Source organism: Streptomyces sp. NPDC002144, assembly GCF_053593695.1.
Map to the genome: position 1 here is coordinate 1 of NZ_JBSFDB010000012.1, position 16105 is coordinate 16105.

Annotated in this window: 17 protein-coding genes; 10 read left to right on the forward strand and 7 right to left on the reverse strand. The window is 72.1% G+C overall.

Annotated elements, in window-relative coordinates:
* Positions 1-460, forward strand: a 460-nt coding sequence (locus ACWCQ1_RS19375; protein WP_358607801.1) for a cbb3-type cytochrome c oxidase subunit I, incomplete at its 5' end; no start/stop codon positions are given.
* On the forward strand, positions 457-792 hold the full coding sequence (locus ACWCQ1_RS19380) for a hypothetical protein (protein ID WP_358607804.1): 336 nt from the start codon (positions 457-459) through the stop codon (positions 790-792). The genes ACWCQ1_RS19375 and ACWCQ1_RS19380, both read left to right, overlap by 4 nt.
* A 7-nt stretch (positions 793-799) precedes the next feature.
* Here the strand turns inward: ACWCQ1_RS19380 and ACWCQ1_RS19385 are convergent, their stop codons facing one another.
* The gene (locus ACWCQ1_RS19385) at positions 800-2767 is read right to left on the reverse strand and encodes an RICIN domain-containing protein (protein WP_451026979.1); all 1968 of its coding nucleotides are present in this window, start codon (positions 2765-2767) and stop codon (positions 800-802) included.
* A gap of 218 nt (positions 2768-2985) precedes the next feature.
* On the opposite strand from ACWCQ1_RS19385, the gene ACWCQ1_RS19390 reads away from it, so the two are divergent.
* The 8 genes from ACWCQ1_RS19390 to hypE all read left to right on the forward strand — a co-directional run bounded on the left by ACWCQ1_RS19390 (position 2986) and on the right by hypE (position 12274).
* Positions 2986-4221, forward strand: coding sequence for a glycosyltransferase (locus ACWCQ1_RS19390; RefSeq protein WP_358607894.1), 1236 nt, complete (start codon positions 2986-2988; stop codon positions 4219-4221).
* A 126-nt stretch (positions 4222-4347) separates the two neighbouring features.
* Entirely contained in the window at positions 4348-6066 is a 1719-nt protein-coding gene (locus ACWCQ1_RS19395) for an enoyl-CoA hydratase-related protein (RefSeq protein WP_451026980.1), read from the forward strand.
* Positions 6063-6659, forward strand: a complete 597-nt coding sequence (locus ACWCQ1_RS19400) for a hydrogenase maturation protease (protein WP_358607812.1) — start codon at positions 6063-6065, stop codon at positions 6657-6659. The genes ACWCQ1_RS19395 and ACWCQ1_RS19400 overlap by 4 nt, the downstream gene beginning before the upstream one ends.
* 51 nt (positions 6660-6710) lie before the next feature.
* Positions 6711-7454, forward strand: coding sequence for a hydrogenase nickel incorporation protein HypB (gene hypB / locus ACWCQ1_RS19405; protein WP_358607814.1), 744 nt, complete (start codon positions 6711-6713; stop codon positions 7452-7454).
* Entirely contained in the window at positions 7451-9790 is a 2340-nt protein-coding gene (hypF, locus tag ACWCQ1_RS19410) for a carbamoyltransferase HypF (protein ID WP_451026981.1), read from the forward strand. Before hypB ends, hypF begins: the two co-directional genes overlap by 4 nt.
* A gap of 3 nt (positions 9791-9793) precedes the next feature.
* Positions 9794-10075, forward strand: coding sequence for a HypC/HybG/HupF family hydrogenase formation chaperone (locus ACWCQ1_RS19415; RefSeq protein WP_133043694.1), 282 nt, complete (start codon positions 9794-9796; stop codon positions 10073-10075).
* A complete protein-coding gene (hypD, locus tag ACWCQ1_RS19420; protein ID WP_358607819.1) occupies positions 10072-11214 on the forward strand; it encodes a hydrogenase formation protein HypD in 1143 nt (380 codons plus the stop codon). The genes ACWCQ1_RS19415 and hypD overlap by 4 nt, the downstream gene beginning before the upstream one ends.
* Positions 11207-12274, forward strand: a complete 1068-nt coding sequence (gene hypE / locus ACWCQ1_RS19425; RefSeq protein ID WP_451026982.1) for a hydrogenase expression/formation protein HypE — start codon at positions 11207-11209, stop codon at positions 12272-12274. The genes hypD and hypE overlap by 8 nt, the downstream gene beginning before the upstream one ends.
* A 58-nt stretch (positions 12275-12332) precedes the next feature.
* On the opposite strand, the gene hypA is transcribed toward hypE, so the two are convergent.
* The 6 genes from hypA to ACWCQ1_RS19455 are packed head-to-tail and all read right to left on the reverse strand — an operon-like array spanning position 12333 to position 16071.
* Entirely contained in the window at positions 12333-12680 is a 348-nt protein-coding gene (gene hypA / locus ACWCQ1_RS19430) for a hydrogenase maturation nickel metallochaperone HypA (RefSeq protein WP_133043691.1), read from the reverse strand.
* A gap of 7 nt (positions 12681-12687) precedes the next feature.
* Entirely contained in the window at positions 12688-12873 is a 186-nt protein-coding gene (locus tag ACWCQ1_RS19435) for a hypothetical protein (protein WP_133043690.1), read from the reverse strand.
* Between the two features lie 19 nt (positions 12874-12892).
* Positions 12893-13099, reverse strand: a complete 207-nt coding sequence (locus tag ACWCQ1_RS19440; RefSeq protein ID WP_133043689.1) for a hypothetical protein — start codon at positions 13097-13099, stop codon at positions 12893-12895.
* A gap of 41 nt (positions 13100-13140) precedes the next feature.
* Entirely contained in the window at positions 13141-13737 is a 597-nt protein-coding gene (locus ACWCQ1_RS19445) for a DUF5947 family protein (protein WP_358607827.1), read from the reverse strand.
* On the reverse strand, positions 13734-14285 hold the full coding sequence (locus ACWCQ1_RS19450; RefSeq protein ID WP_358607830.1) for a NifU family protein: 552 nt from the start codon (positions 14283-14285) through the stop codon (positions 13734-13736). The genes ACWCQ1_RS19445 and ACWCQ1_RS19450 overlap by 4 nt, the downstream gene beginning before the upstream one ends.
* Positions 14278-16071, reverse strand: a complete 1794-nt coding sequence (locus tag ACWCQ1_RS19455; RefSeq protein WP_358607833.1) for a nickel-dependent hydrogenase large subunit — start codon at positions 16069-16071, stop codon at positions 14278-14280. The genes ACWCQ1_RS19450 and ACWCQ1_RS19455 overlap by 8 nt, the downstream gene beginning before the upstream one ends.
* Positions 16072-16105 lie beyond the last annotated feature (34 nt).

Consider the following 16105-nt stretch of genomic DNA (forward strand, 5'->3'; position numbering starts at 1 on the left):
CGCGATGTTCTCCGGCTTCCACTTCTGGTGGCCGAAGATGACCGGCAAGATGCTCGACGAGCGGCTCGGCAAGATCACCTTCTGGACGCTGTTCACCGGCTTCCACGGCACCTTCCTGGTCCAGCACTGGCTGGGTGCCGAGGGCATGCAGCGCCGTATCCCCGACTACCTGGCGGCCGAGGGGTTCGCCACGCTCAACACGGTCTCGACCATCTTCTCGTTCCTGCTGGGCTCCTCGATGCTCCCGTTCTTCTACAACGTGTGGAAGACGGCCAAGTACGGCAAGAGGGTCGAGGTCGACGACCCGTGGGGCTACGGCCGCTCGCTCGAGTGGGCGACCTCCTGCCCGCCGCCGCGGCACAACTTCGTCCAACTCCCCCGCATCCGCAGCGAGTCCCCGGCGTTCGACCTCCACCACGGCCGGCCGCCGGTTGCGGAGAGGGAGTTGACCGCTCCATGAGCAGCGAGGACACCCGGACGCTCCTCAACGAGATCGAGGGGCACCTCCTGGTCGCCGCCGCCCGGGAGGAGGGCCGAAGCGCCGCCGCCCGCTTCAGCGCTTCCCTCGACTGGCTGACCCGGGCCCAACGGGAAGAGGTGGAGGGGCGGTTCGAGGCGGAGTACCTCGCACTCGCCCGCGCCTCCTGGCAGCACACGGCGGAGCGTGCCCGTCAGATGCGGGGCGAGTACGAGGCGGCCTACCGCGGTCTGCGCAACCGACTGCTGGCCGGCTGGCTGCTGGCCTGCGCCGGAGTCGTGGCCGCGGGTCTGGTGGTACTGGCGTGCACCTAGGCCGACGCTAGTTCAGCGTCCACTTCTGGTTGTCGCCGCCGTTGCAGCTCCACAGGTCCAGCAATGTCCCGTTGGCCGTGCCGTTGTTGTACGCGTCCAGGCACAGCCCGGCGTTGACGTTGGTTATCGTGCCGTCGCTGTTCACGTTCCACTTCTGGTTGTTCTGGCCGTTGCAGTCCCAGATGACGACCTTGGTGCCGTTGGTGGTGCCGAGGTTGTAGGCGTCGAGGCACTTGTCGCCGTACACGACGAGTTCCTTGCGGGAGGTGTACGTCCAGGCCTGGTTCTGGCCGCCGTTGCAGTCCCAGAGCTCGGCCTGGGTGCCGTTGGTGATCGTGTTGTTGTAGACGTCGAGGCAGCGGCCTGACTGCTTGCCGACGGCCTGGGTGCCGTTGGCCCCCGGTAGAGGGCGGACCGTGATGTCCGACAGGGTCGGCGCGCCGGTGAAGGCCAGGGTGTTGGAGGAGCCCTTGGACAGGCCGACCATCAGCGAGACGGTGCCCTGCGAGCTGCCGGTGGGCGGGAAGGAGACGGTCGTCGAGCCCTGGCCGTTGACCCGGAGGGTCGCGGTGCGGGCCGTGGAGGTGTCGTTGGTGTAGGCGACGTCCACGACCTTGACCCCGGAGTTGCCGGCGACCACGCCCGAGAAGCTCGCGGTCCCTGTGTAGGTGCTGCTCGCCGCTTCCGTACCGCCGGTGACGGTGAGCATCACCGAGCCGCCCGCCGGGACGCTGGTGGTGTAACTCGTGCCGTACGAGCCCAGGTTGGTGCGGGCCCACAGGTCACGGACGGTCGCGGAGGCGTTGGTCAGCCCCAGGTCCGACCAGCGGACGGTGATGTTCTGGGCGGAGGAGGTGCGGTTGAGCAGGACGACGGCGCGGTTGCCGGTGCCGGACAGGACCTTGCCGTAGACCTGCAGTCCGCTGGTGTCCTCGGCGACCTTGACGCCCTGGAGGCCGCGCGGGTCCTGGTCGACGGCGATGACCTCGGGGTTCTTGAGGATGCCGGCGGTCTGCGAGGTCATGGTGGCGAGGTTGTTGCCGGCCAGGAGCGGGGCGCCGGAGATGGCCCAGAGGTTCATGTGGGTGCGGTTCTGGGCGGCGCTGAAGCCGTCCATGCCGACCATCAGCATGTCGGGGTCGTTGTGGTAGCCGGTGTGCTGGGCGAGGGGGTGCAGGGTCTGGTCGAAGTTGGACAGCAGGTTCGACATCGAGGGCGAGTCGCCGTAGTAGATGATGTCGGTGCTGGTCCGCCACATGGGGGCCTGGCCGGCCGCCCAGTTCCAGGGGTTCTGCTTGCCCCAGTTGCAGATCGAGAGGGTGAGCGGACGGCCGGTGGTGGCCGTCGCCCTGGTGACCGCGTCACTGATCGACTGGTACGTCGACGCTGCGTCGAGTCCTTCCGCGTCACCGCCGCACCAGTCGACCTTGACGAAGTCGAAGCCCCACTGGGAGAACTGCAGCATGTCCTGGTCGTAGTGGCCCTCGCTGCCCGTGTCGGGCGCGGCGGGGCGGCCGGTCGGGTAGTAGTAGCCGCAGCCGTTCTTGCCGGCGTCGGTGTAGATGCCCGCCTTGAGGCCCTTGCTGTGGATGTAGTCCGCGATGGCGCTCATGCCGCCGGGCCACTCGGACTCGTCGACGGTGATGTTGCCCGCGCTGTCGCGGGTGCCCTGCCACCAGCCCTCGTCGATGTTGATGTACTGGTATCCGGCCGCCGGCAGGCCGGCCGCCACGAACGCGTCGACCTGCTGCTTGATGACGCTGTAGTCGATCTTCGCGGCGAAGCTGTTCCAGGAGGCCCAGCCCATCGGGGCGGTGGGCACGGCCATCTGACGGCTCGTCGCCGCCTGAGCGGGGCCGGGACCGGCGAACAGGAGGGCCGCGGTCGCGGTGAGGACCAGGGCGAGGAGCCGTAGGGCGGCGGATCCGAGGCGCGGGTGGGCATGTCTGCGGAGTGGGTGCGGCGGGGGGAACATGCGGCTCCTACGGTGTGAGGGGATCTCAGGCAGACCACAAGGCTTATTCGAGATACCGAACGAGGATCGGTTAACCGAACGTTTCGCGCGCCGAAAGTAGAGCCACCGGAAGAGGGAAGTCAACGGATGTGACAGGGGTGAAGTGGCCGTTCCGCACGGGTCGTTGTCGCGGTGAGACCTGACACGGCGTCATACTGTCCGTCGTGCGCGTAGCGATCATGACGGCGGGATCCCGGGGCGATGTGGCCCCGTACACCGGCCTCGGGCACGGCCTCGTCCGTGCCGGGCACGAGGTCACCCTGGTCACCCACGCCCGGTTCGAGCCGCTGGTGGCCGGTTCGGGCGTCCGCTTCCATCCCCTGCCCGTCGACCCGCGGGCCGAGCTGGAGTCCGCACGGGGACGCGGACTGCACCGCAGCGCGACCGGGGTGGGCAAGCTGGTACGCGTGGTCGCGATGGCGCGGGCGCTGGTCGGGCGCATGGCGGAAGACCTGGTGGCGGCCGCCCGGTCGAGCGAGCTGCTGCTCCTGTCCGGTTCCGTGGGCCCGCTCGGCCGCACCGTCGCCGAGGGCCTGTCCCTGCCGTATCTGGACGTTCCCCTGCAACCGCTCGCCCCGACAAGGGAGTTCGGGCCGCCCATGCTCGGAGTCCGCTCGCTCGGAGCGGTGGGCAACCGGATCGCCGGGCATGGGGTGACCCTGGCCGTTGAGCAGGTCTTCGCCGGGGCGCTGCCGGCCGTACGGCAGCGGCTGGGACTGCCCCCTACGAACGCCACAGCGGCTTGGCGGGCCCGGGAGCGGCAGACGCGGCCGGTGCTGCACGGCTTCAGCGAGCTGGTGGTGCCGCGGCCGGGCGACTGGCGTGCGGGCCTCACCGTGGCCGGCTACTGGTGGCCGTACGAAGGCGACAGCGAACTCCCCTGCGCGCTACGGGACTTCCTCGAAGCGGGACCACCGCCGGTGTACGTCGGCCTGGGCAGCGCGACCGTGCCCGACCCCGAGCGGCTGAGCGGGGCCGTGGTGCGCGCCCTGCGCCGGGCCGGGCTGCGGGGCGTGATCCAGCGGGGTTGGGCCGGTCTCGAAGCCTCCGACTCGGACATGCTGACGATCGATGAGGTCCCCCATTCGGTGCTCTTCCCGCGCATGGCCGCCGTGGTCCACCACGCGGGCGCCGGTACGACAGCGGCCGCCCTGCGCGCCGGCGTGCCGACGGTGCCGGTACCGATCCAGTTCGACGAGGGCTTCTGGGCCGCGCGCCTGGTCGCCCTGGGCGTCGCCCCCCGCGCCCTGCCGCTGCGCCGCCTGACGGCCGACACCCTGGCCACCGCCCTGATGCGGGCCACCCGCGATCCGGCGTTCGCACGGCGCGCGGCCGACCTGGGCGCGCGCATCCGCGAGGAGGACGGCGTGGCTCCGGTGCTGGCCGCTGTCCATCGGTGCGGCACGGCGGGCTGACCGAGGTCAGCGAGACGTCCGAGAACCCCGGATGCGCTCCGGATGGTGGAAGCAAGCCCGCGGAGGACGGCGAAACGCCGCCCGGGTCCTTCTCGCCCCCGGGCACACCGACAATCATGCCGCGTCATGGACATCTTGCTCGTCTCCAGCGCGTTCAACAGCCTGTCCCAGCGCGTGTACGCGGAACTGTCGGACGAAGGGCACCGGGTCGACGTCGTTCTCGCCTCGCACGGCACCGAGGCGATCAGGACCGCCGTACAGGAGGTGCGTCCGGAACTGATCATCGCCCCGATGCTGAGGACGGCGCTGCCGGAGGACGTCTGGCGGGCGCACACCTGCCTCGTCGTGCATCCGGGGCCGCCCGGTGACCGCGGCCCGTCCTCCCTGGACTGGGCCGTCGCCGAGGAGGCGCCCGAATGGGGGGTCACGGTGCTCCAGGCGGAGGCGGGCATGGACGCGGGCGACGTGTGGGCGTCCGAGTCCTTCCCTACGGCGCCGGTCGGCAAGAGCGACCTGTACCGCAACGAGGTCTCGGACGCCGCCGCGGCCGCCGTCCGCCTGGCCGTGCGGCGCTACGCCGAGGGGGCGTTCAAGCCGCAGCCGCAGAGCGATCCCTCGGTCCGCGTGTTGTCGCGCGACTTCTTCCGCCAGGAGCGGCGCCGGATCGACTGGGAGAACGACGGCACCGGGACGGTGCTGCGCAAGCTCCGTGGGGCCGACTCGCAGCCGGGCGTCCTGGACGAACTCCTCGGCCACGAGGTGTTCCTGCACGGCGGCCAACCCGAGGACGAACTGCGCGGAGCCCCCGGCGAGCTGCTCGCCACGCGCGCCGGGGCGGTCTGCCGGGCCACCCGGGACGGCGCGGTGTGGATTCCGGAGCTGCGGCCCCGTAAGAGCTCCGGCGACCCAGCGCCGTTCCGCCGTCCCGCGGCCTCCGTGCTCACCGCCTTCTCCGCTCCGTCGCTGCCGGAGGTCTCGGCCCCGCTGGAGCTGCCCGCCGGCCGCAGGACCTGGACCGACATCAGGTACCGGCAGCACGGCGACATCGGCTACCTGACCTTCTCCTTCCCCGGCGGGGCGATGAGCACCGACCACTGCCGCAGGCTGCTCACCGCCTACCGGCACGCGCTCACCCGGCCCAGCCGGGTGCTGGTGCTGGGCGGATCCCGCGACTTCTTCTCCAACGGCATCCACCTGAACGTCATCGAGGCCGCCGCCGACCCCGCCGGTGAGTCCTGGTCCAACCTCAACGCCATGGACGACCTGGTCGAGGCGGTCCTGCGCACCACCGACCGGCTGGTGGTGGCGGCGCTCGGCGGCAACGCGGCGGCCGGCGGCGTCATGCTCGCCCTGGCCGCGGACCAGGTGTGGTGCCGCACGGGCACCGTCCTCAACCCGCACTACCGGCGGATGGGCCTGTACGGCTCGGAGTTCTGGACGTACACGCTGCCGCGCCGCGTCGGAGGCGAGACCGCGCGGCGGCTGACCAGCGAGGCGCTGCCGGTGAGCGCGGCCACCGCCGCACGGCTCGGGATGGTGGACCGTCTGCTGCCGGTACCGGCCCAGGCGTTCGCCGCCGAGGTCGAGAAGCTGGCCACCGCGCTCGCCGGTGCCCCGGACCTCGCCCGGCAGATCGCCGCGAAGGCCGCGACACGCCGGGCGGACGAGGAACGACGACCGCTCTCCGACCACCGGCGGGCCGAACTCGCCCGGATGCGCGCCATCTTCTTCGATGCGCGGGCCCCGTACCACGCCCTGCGCTCGGCCTTCGTCCGCAAGCTGCCGGGCGGCTCGGCCCGGCCCCTCCCGCCGGTCGGCGAGCCGGTCGCCGGGGGTGACCGGTGACCGGGTCCGGCACCCGCCTGCTGGTGGCCGGCGTCGGCAACATCTTCCTCGCCGACGACGCCTTCGGCCCCGAGGTGATCCGCGCCCTGGACCGGCGGCCGCTCCCCGCCGAGGTGCGGGTGCGGGACTTCGGCATCCGCGGCCTGGATCTCGCGTACGAACTGCTCGACGGCTACGACATCGCCGTCCTCGTCGACGCGGCCGTGCGGGGCCACCGGCCGGGCACCCTGTCGCTGATCGAACCGGACCTCCCGGACGGCGGCGAGGGCGCCGCCCCGCCCGAGGCGCACGGCATGGATCCGGCCAAGGTGCTGGCCCTGGCCGCCCACCTCGGCGACGAGCCGCTGCCGCGCGTCCTCGTCCTGGCCTGCGAGCCCGAGCTGCGGCCGATCGGCGACGAGGACATCGCCCCGGGCGTCAGCGCGACGGTCCGTGAGGCGGTCGAGCGAGCCGTCGAGGCCCTGCACACCCTGGTCCCTGCGCTGCTCGCCGACCCCCTGGCCACACCTCCGTTGAGCCGCCCGGACGAATCCACGGGCCCGTCCGCGGCCGGGCTGCCGCTGCCGGTGGCCGGCGGCGTCGAGGATCGGTGACGCACCGACATCCCGGTCCCTCCCCCACACCGACCGCGAGGAGCACCGCCCATGTGCGAGTCCATGGAGGACGTCACCCAGGCCGTCCTGGCGAAGAACGACGGCCTTGCCGCGAGCCTGCGCGAGGAACTGGCCCGGCGCGGGGTGGGCGTGGTCAACCTCCTGTCCAGCCCGGGCAGCGGAAAGACGGAGCTGCTGGGACGGGTGCTGGCCCTCGCGGTGGAGCGGCGCGTCCCGGTGGCCGCGCTCACCGCCGACCTGGCGACCGAGAACGACGCCCAGCGGCTGGCCCGCTCGGGGGCGCCCGTGAAACAGCTGCTGACCGACGGGCTGTGCCATCTGGAGGCCCGGCAGCTGAGTGCCCATGTGCGTGACTGGCTGCCCGAGGACACCGCGGTGCTGTTCGTGGAGAACGTCGGCAATCTCGTCTGCCCGGCCTCCTACGACCTCGGCGAGAGTCTGCGCATCGTGCTCATGGCGGTGACGGAGGGCGAGGACAAGCCGCTGAAGTACCCCACCGCCTTCGGCTCCGCCCATCTCGTCGTGCTGACCAAGACCGACCTGGCCGAGGCCGCCGGTTTCGACGAGGCCGCCTTCCTCGCCCATGTGCAGCGGGTCAACCCCGGGGTGGAGGTCGTCCGGTCCTGCGCCCGGGACGGCGACGGCGTCGGCACCGTACTGGACCGGGTGCTCGCCGCGCGGGACGGGGCTCCCGCGCACCGTCCGCCCCTCGCCCCGCACCCCCACCGGCATGTGCGGAAGGACCCCGGCCTCACGGCCGGCCGCGTCTCGTGACCGCGCCCGCCGCACAGGCGGTGCGCCGTCGCGTCACCGTGCGGGGCACCGTGCAGGGCGTGGGCTTCCGCCCGTTCGTGCACCGTCTGGCGACCGGTCTCGCGCTCTCCGGCTTCGTGAGCAACACGGCGAGCGGCGTCCTCATCGAGGTGGAGGGCCCGCCGGAAGAGGTCGCCCGGTTCTGCGACCGGCTGGCCGCCGAGCCCCCGCCGCTGGCCACCGTCACCGCCGTAGGAGTCGAGGAGCTGCCCGTCACCGGCGTCGACGACCCCTTCACCATCCGTGCCACCGAACACTCCTCCGGCCGCACCCAGCTCCCGCCCGACACCGCGACCTGCGCCGACTGTCTGCGGGAACTGGCCGATCCGGCCGACCGCCGCCACCGCCACCCGTTCGTCACCTGCACCCACTGCGGCCCCCGCTTCACCATCGCCACGGGGATGCCCTACGACAGGGCCCTCACCACGATGACCGGCTTCCCGATGTGCCCCGCCTGCGCACGGGAGTACGGCGACCCCGCCGACCGCCGCTTCCACGCCCAGCCCGTCGCCTGTCCGGACTGCGGCCCCCGGCTGCGCCTGGTGCCGGCCCCCGGCAACGGACTGCGCCCCGCACGGGACGGCGAGGCCCTGGCGGCGGCGCGGGCTGTGCTGACGGCCGGACGGATCCTCGCCGTCAAGGGCCTCGGCGGCTACCACCTGGCCTGCGACGCCGCCGACGCACGGGCCGTCGACACACTGCGCGCCCGCAAGGAGCGCGGCGGCAAGCCGTTCGCGGTCATGTGCGCGGACCTCGACACCGTGGAGCGGATCGCCGAGGTCTCCGCGGCCGAGCGGACGGCCCTCACCGGCCCCCGCCGCCCCATCGTCCTGCTGCGCCGGCGGACGGGGGCCGCGGACCTCCCCCTCGCGCCCGGTGTCTGCCCGGGCAGCCCGCACCTCGGTGTGATGCTGCCCTACACGCCCGTCCACACGCTGCTGCTGGGCCTGCCCGGTGATCCTCCGGGCCCTCGGGTGCTGGTCATGACGAGCGGCAACCGCTCCGGCGAACCCATCGTCACGGACGACGAGGAGGCGCTGACCCGCCTCGCCGGGCTGGCCGACGCCTGGCTCGCCCACGACCGGGTCATCGCCTCCCCGTGCGACGACTCCCTGCTGCGGGTGCGCGCCGACGGCACGGAGCAGGTGCTGCGGCGCTCCCGCGGGTATGTGCCCCACCCGTTGCGCCTGCCGGTCGCCGTGCGGCCCGCGCTCGCGGTGGGCGGCGACCTCAAGAACGCGCTCTGCGTCGGCGAGGGCGACCAGGCCTGGCTGGGCCCGCACATCGGCGACATGGGTGACCTGACCACGCTGGAGGCCGCCCAGCGGGCCGAGGGACACATGCGGCGGCTCAGTGGTGTCACCCCCGAGCTCGTCGCGGCCGACCGGCACCCCGGTTACCACTCCTCCCGCTGGGCCCGTCGCCGCGCCGCCCGACTGCCCCTCTCGGCACCGGTGTTCGTGCAGCACCACCACGCGCACATCGCCTCGGCGATGGCCGAGCACGGTCTCGACGGCTCCGAACCCGTGATCGGCGTGGCCTTCGACGGCACGGGCTACGGCGACGACGGCACCGTCTGGGGCGGCGAGTTCCTGCTCGCCGACTACAGGGGCCACCGCCGCTTCGCCCACCTCGCCCCGGCCCCGCTGCCCGGCGGTGACGCGGGGGTGGCCAACCCCTGCCGGCTGGCCCTGGCCCGGCTGTGGGCCGCGGGGCTGGCGTGGGAGCCGGACCTGCCCTGCGTCGCCGCCTGCGCACCCGCCGAACTGAGTGTATTGGAGCGCCAGTTGGCGCGCGGAGTGGCCTGCGTGGCGACCTCCAGCATGGGCCGGCTCTTCGACGCGGTGTCGTCCCTGGTGGGTGTGTGTCACCGCGCGGGATACGAGGCCCAGGCCGCCCTGGAGCTGGAGGCCGCGGCCGCCGCGGCCCGGGACGCCGACGACACGGCGTACGCCTTCGGTCTGGCCTCCGGCCTGTGCGACCCGGCGCCCGTGCTCGGCGCACTCGTCGCCGACCTGCGTCGCGGCACACCGGTCCCGGTGCTCGCCGCGCGTTTCCACCGCGGCGTCGCGCGGGCCGTGGCGGAGATCTGCCGGCGATCTCGCCGGGAGACCGGAGTGGCGACCGTCGCGCTGAGCGGCGGGGTGTTCGCCAACGCACTGCTGGAGGAGGAGTGCGCGCGGCTTCTCGCCCAGGACGGCTTCGCGGTGCTGCGGCACGGCGAAGTCCCCCCGAACGACGGCGGTTTGGCCCTTGGACAACTCGTGGTCGCGGCGCACGAACGACAGGAGGAGTGACCCATGTGTTTGGCAGTGCCCGGCAAGGTCGTCTCGATCGACGACAGTGCCGACCCGCTCACCGGGCTGATCGACTTCGGCGGTGTGCAGAAGCAGGCATGTCTGGAATACGTGTCGGACGTGCGCGTGGGTGAGTACGTCATCGTCCACGTCGGGTTCGCGCTCCAGCGACTGGACGAGGAATCGGCCCTGGCCTCCCTGCAGCTCTTCGAGGAACTGGGGCTGCTGGAGGAGGAGTTCGGTGACGCCTGGGAGCAGGCGGCGAAGGAGGCGGGAACCGCGTGAAGTACATCGACGAGTTCAACGACCCGGACCTCGCCCGGCGACTGCTGGACGAGATCCGCTCCACCGTCACCCGGCCCTGGGCCCTGATGGAGGTGTGCGGCGGCCAGACCCACTCGATCATCCGGCACGGCATCGACCAACTCCTGCCCGAAGAGGTTGAGTTGATCCACGGCCCCGGCTGTCCGGTGTGCGTCACCCCGCTGGACGTCATCGACAAGGCACTGGAGATCGCCTCGCGTCCGGAGGTGATCTTCTGCTCCTTCGGCGACATGCTCCGGGTGCCGGGCACCGGCCGGGACCTGTTCCGCGTCAAGGGCGAGGGCGGCGACGTAAGGGTGGTCTACTCACCGCTCGACGCCCTCGAGCTCGCCCGCCGCAACCCGGATCGGCAAGTGGTGTTCTTCGCCATCGGCTTCGAGACCACGGCCCCCGCCAACGCCATGGCCGTGCACCAGGCGCGCCGCCTCGGCCTGACCAACTTCAGCCTCCTGGTGTCGCACGTCCGCGTGCCCCCGGCCGTCGAGGCCATCATGACGTCGCCGTCCTGCCGGGTTCAGGGTTTCCTGGCCGCCGGGCACGTGTGCAGCGTGATGGGCACGGCCGAGTACCCGCGGCTGGCCGAGCGGTTCCGCGTACCGCTCGTGGTGACCGGCTTCGAGCCACTGGACATCCTCGAGGGCATCCGCCGCGCGGTGCGCCAGCTGGAGCGCGGGGAGCACCGGGTGGAGAACGCCTACCCGCGTGCCGTGCGCGAGGACGGCAACCCGGCCGCCGTACGCATGATCGAGGAGGTGTTCGAGGTCACCGACCGGAACTGGCGCGGCATCGGGCCCATTCCGGACAGCGGCTGGCGGCTGACCGAGGCGTTTCGCGCGTACGACGCCGAGCACCGCTTCCAGGTCACCGACATCCGCACCGAGGAGCCCGCCGAGTGCCGTGCCGGCGAGGTGCTCCAGGGGCTGATCAAGCCCACCGAGTGCGCGGCCTTCGGCACCACCTGCACCCCGCGCACCCCACTCGGCGCCACCATGGTCTCCAGCGAGGGCGCCTGCGCCGCGTACTACCTGTACCGGCGGATGAACGCCGCGACGCCGCAGGCGGCCGGGGCGGCGGGCAAGGAGATGAACCCCGTTGGCTGATCTCGTCGAAACCGTCGACCCCGCGAACTGGAGCTGCCCGGCCCCCCTGCGCGACCAGCCCGTCGTGGTCATGGGGCACGGCGGCGGCGGAGCGCTGTCGGCGGAGCTGATGGAGCAGGTCTTCGTCCCCGCGTACGGCAACGCCACCCTGGCCGGCCTCGCCGACTCCGCCGTCCTCGAACTGGGCGGCGCCAGACTGGCGTTCTCCACCGACTCCTATGTCGTCAGGCCGCTGTTCTTCCCCGGCGGCAGTCTCGGTGACCTGGCGGTCAACGGCACCGTCAACGACCTGGCGATGAGCGGGGCCAGGCCCGCCTACCTGTCGGCCGCCTTCGTCCTGGAGGAGGGCGTGGAGCTGACCGTCGTCGAACGGATCGCGCGCGCCATGGGTGCCGCGGCCGAGACCGCCGGGGTCACCATCGCCACGGGCGACACCAAGGTGGTGGAGTCCGGGCACGGCGACGGCGTGTACGTCACCACCGCCGGGGTCGGGCTCGTCCCGGACGGGGTGGACATCCGGCCCCAGCGGGCGCGGCCCGGTGACGCCGTCATCGTCAGCGGGCCGATCGGCCTGCACGGGGTGGCGATCATGAGTGTCCGGGACGGGCTGGAGTTCGGGGTCGAGCTGGCCAGCGACACCGCGCCGCTGGCGGACCTGGTCGCGTCCATGCTGGCGGTCACCCCGGACATCCACGTCCTGCGCGACCCCACCCGCGGAGGTCTGGCCGCGTCCCTCAACGAGATCGCCCGCGCCTCCGGAACCGGTGTCCGACTCACGGAGCGGGCCATTCCGGTGCCGGATGCGGTCGCGAACGCCTGCGGTTTCCTGGGGCTCGATCCGCTCTACGTCGCCAACGAGGGCCGGCTGGTCGCCTTCGTGCCGCCGACGGAGGCGGAGGCCGTCCTCGCGGCGATGCGCGCCCACCCGCAGGGCGCCGGCGCCACGCTGATCGGTGAGTGCGTCGCCGACCACCCCGGCATGGTCGTGGTCGCGACGGGACTCGGCGGCACCCGGGTGGTGGACCTGCCGCTCGGTGAGCAGTTGCCGCGCATCTGCTGACCTCGGACGCGAGCGGGGCCCCACCGACCTCATGGGTGTCGGCGGGGCCCCGCTCCTGTCAGCTCCGGGCCTCGATCCCGGTGATCTCCAGTTCCCGGCCGCTGCGCAGCTCGGTGGAGGGGCGGTCGCAGCGCGGGCACCAGAAGAACGGGGGCATGCCCACCGGGAACTCCTCGGCGCACGGGCCGCAGTAGGCCTGCGCGGGGACCTGCTCGACCACGAGCCGGGCAGCGGCGAGGGAAGTGCCGTCGCGGGCCACCTCGAAGGCGAAGTCGAGCGCGTCGGGGACGACTCCCGACAGCTCGCCGACTCGCACGGTCACCGCCGCGACGGCGTCCGTCCCGTCCGCACGGGCCAGTTCGTCGGCCCGCTCGATGATCGCGGTCGCGATCGACAGTTCGTGCACGGCCGGCTCACGGATACCGGTGGCCCGCGCGCAGGCCGCCGGCCATCCGGTAGATCCGCATCTCGCGCCGCAGGCTCGGGAACTCCCGGACGAACACCGCCAGGGCCACCGCGCCGGCCAGGACGGCCTCGGCCATCAGCAGCCGCCGTCCCGACGTCCCGTCCTGTGCGCTCCCACTTCGTTGCACCTTCATTCCGGCTCCCTGCTGTTCCTCATCCCGGCGGGATGTTCGGCATGACGTCCAGCAGGGCGTCGTGCCGTTTCCAATGGATCCCGGTGGAGCGGCGCGCGTCGGCGGTGCCGTCCTCGTGATGCCCGGTCTGGTCGTCGTACGGCCCGATGTTGCCCTGGTGCATGCCGGGCACGTGTCCGGTCGAGTCGGGCTTGGCCTGGGCTCGGCCGACTCTGATGCTGCCCATGGGTGCTCTCCTTCCTCGCCTCCGCGCAGCGGAGTGCGGGCTCATGGCCGCTCGGTGAGGTCCTCGAAGAACCGGTCGACGGCGGGCCAGATCCGGCCGCCGCCGGACAGGCCCCGCCATTCGCGGCGTACGACGGCGACCATCCGGTAGCAGTCGTCGACGGGGACGATCCAGTGGTGGTCGTTGCCGTGGACGGTGTTCACGAGCAGTGCCTCCACGTCCGGTTCCATGGACGCGAGCCGCGGACACTCCACGGCCAGCCGCTGCCAGGCCTCGGCGTCGACCTCCCACCGCATGGCTCCGGCCGGGCTCGGGCCCTCGGCGGTGACCGTGCCGTCGGACCGGGGCACGAAGAAGACCAGGCCGACCGGCACGCCCAGGACATCAGTGTCCACCCGGGGCAGGCGGATCCGCCTGCGGGGGACGAGCCGGTAGCGTCCGTCCCCGCCGCCACCGTCGGCGAACAGCACCGAGCAGGGGCCGCAGGCGCAGCACACCTGGTCGTCCGCGGTGTCGTACAGGTGCGGGTGCTCGTCGGCGAGCGGCGCGGCGCACAGGTCGCACCGCTCCGCCTCGGGCTGCGCCGTGCGGTCGGCGGAGGAGCGGATGAGGCGGGCCAGGGCGCCGTCCGTGGTCATGGTGCGCCCCGGTGGGTGAGCGTGGTCAGCGGTACGAAGGCGGCGGGCGCCGTGGCCGGCACCGGTTCCACCGCCGTCAGCTCCGGAGCCACGGCGAGCACCGCCTCCTGGACCGCGGCGGTCACGTCGCTCGTGCCGCCGCCGCACCCGGAACCGCAGCCGCCGGTCGTCAGCCGCACGCGGCCCACCTCCCCGTCCACGCCGGCCCACTCCACGTCGCCGCCGCGTTCCTGGACGGCGGGCCGCAGCCGCTCGACCGCGCGGGCCGCCCGGCGCTCGACGGGCTCCGGGTGGATCCCGTGCAGCACCAGGAGGTGGCCCAGCAACTCGTCGTCGGCCAGGCGTTCGGACAGCTGCGCGTCCGCGTGGTCCATGACCCGGGCCAGCGCCTCGCCGTAGACCTCGGTGAGCAGCCGCACCGCCTCGATCGCGGAGCGGGTGCCCGGGCCGGGGGCGGACTCGAGCCCTTCCAGCAGCTGGTCGAGGCGGGCGAGCCGCGACTCCACCGCCGGGTCGGCGAGCCGTTCCACGGCCCCGGCCTCAGCCATGGTTCGCGCCGTAGGTCGGCGAGTGCAGGGTGGTCAGCGTCTTGCCCTTGCCGACGTACATGTGCACCCCGCACGGCAGACAGGGGTCGAAGCTGCGCACGGTGCGCATGATGTCGACGCCCTTGAAGTCGTCGGGCCCGTTCTCCTCGAAGATGGGCTGGCCCTGGACGGCGTCCTCGTACGGGCCGGGGGTACCGAACTTGTCGCGGGGACTGGCGTTCCACGGGGTGGGCGGGTACGGGTGGTAGTTGGCGATCTTCTTGTCCTTGATCACCAGGTGGTGGGAGAGGACACCGCGCACCGCCTCGTGGAAGCCGCAGCCGATGGCCTCGTCGGGCACCTCGAAGTTCTCGAACACCTTGGTGTCGCCCGCGCGCACCAGGCCCATGGCCTCCTCCAGGAACTGCAGGGCCATGGCGGCCGCGTAGGCGACGAAGTACGGCCGGGCGCGGTCCCGTTCGATGGTGTTGCTCCACTTCGGGATGCGCCACTCCAGGGTCGTCTCCGGCAGCGACTCGCCCTTGGGCAGCGAGATGCGCACGCTGTTGCCGGTGGCCTTGACGTACGGGGTGTCGACGAGGCCGCTCAGCGCGGTCGACCAGAGCCGGGCGAGCGGGCCGCCGCCGGTGTCGAGGGCGAGGTGGTCGCCGGTGCGGCGGTCGTACCAGCGCGGGCTCATCACCCAGCTGTACTTGTCGGCGAAGTCGCGCTTCTGCGGCACCGGCACGGTGGTCTGGTTCCAGGGGTGGCGCATGTCGACCGGGTTGCCGAGCGGGTCGTGGGTCACGAAGGGCTTCTCGTTCACCCAGTCCTCGTAGTAGGAGCTGCCCAGCATGATGCGCAGTCCGAGGTTGATGTCGACGAGGTTGTTGGTGACCAGCTTCCCGTCGACGACGATGCCGGGGGTCACGTACATCGCCTTGCCCCAGGCGTTCATGTTCTCGTAGCGGTAGTCGACGACGTCGGGGTCCTGGAAGGCTCCCCAACAGCCCAGCAGGATACGGCGGTTGCCGACCTGCTCGTAGCCGGGCAGCGCCTCGTAGAAGAAGTCGAAGACGTCGTCGTTCATGGCGACGGCCTTCTTGACGAAGTCGATGACCCGCATGAGCCGGCTGAGGTAGTCGGTGAAGACGGTCGGCTGCGGCAGGGTGCCCACGCCACCGGGGTACAGCGTGGACGGGTGGACGTGCCGACCCTCCATCAGGCAGAACATCTCGCGGGTGACCCGGCTGACCTTCAAGGCCTCCTTGTAGACCTCGCCCTCGAAGGGGTTGAAGGCCTTCATGATGTCGGCGATGGTCCGGTACCCGTGGATGTCGCCGCGGGGCGCGTCCGTGCGCTCGGCGCGGGCCAGCACTCCGGGGTTGGTGGCCTTGACCATGGCCTCGCAGAAGTCCACGAAGACCAGGTTGTCCTGGAAGATCGTGTGGTCGAACATGTACTCGGCCGCCTCGCCGAGGTTGACGATGTGCTCGGCGAGCCTCGGCGGCTTGACCCCGTAGGCCATCTGCTGCGCGTAGTCGGAGCAGGTGGTGTGGTTGTCGCCGCAGATACCGCAGATGCGGGAGGTGATGAAGCCCGCGTCGCGCGGGTCCTTGCCCTTCATGAACACCGAGTAGCCGCGGAACAGAGACGAGGTGCTGTGGCACTCCACGACTTCCCGGTTGGCGAAGTCGATCTTCGTGTAGATGCCCAGGTTGCCGATGATGCGGGTGATCGGGTCCCAGGACATGTCCACGAGCTGCGCCGGCTTGCGTCCCGTGGGCCGGGACTCGGTTGTGGTCATCGCTGTTACTGCCCCTTGCTGTCGGTGTTCCTTC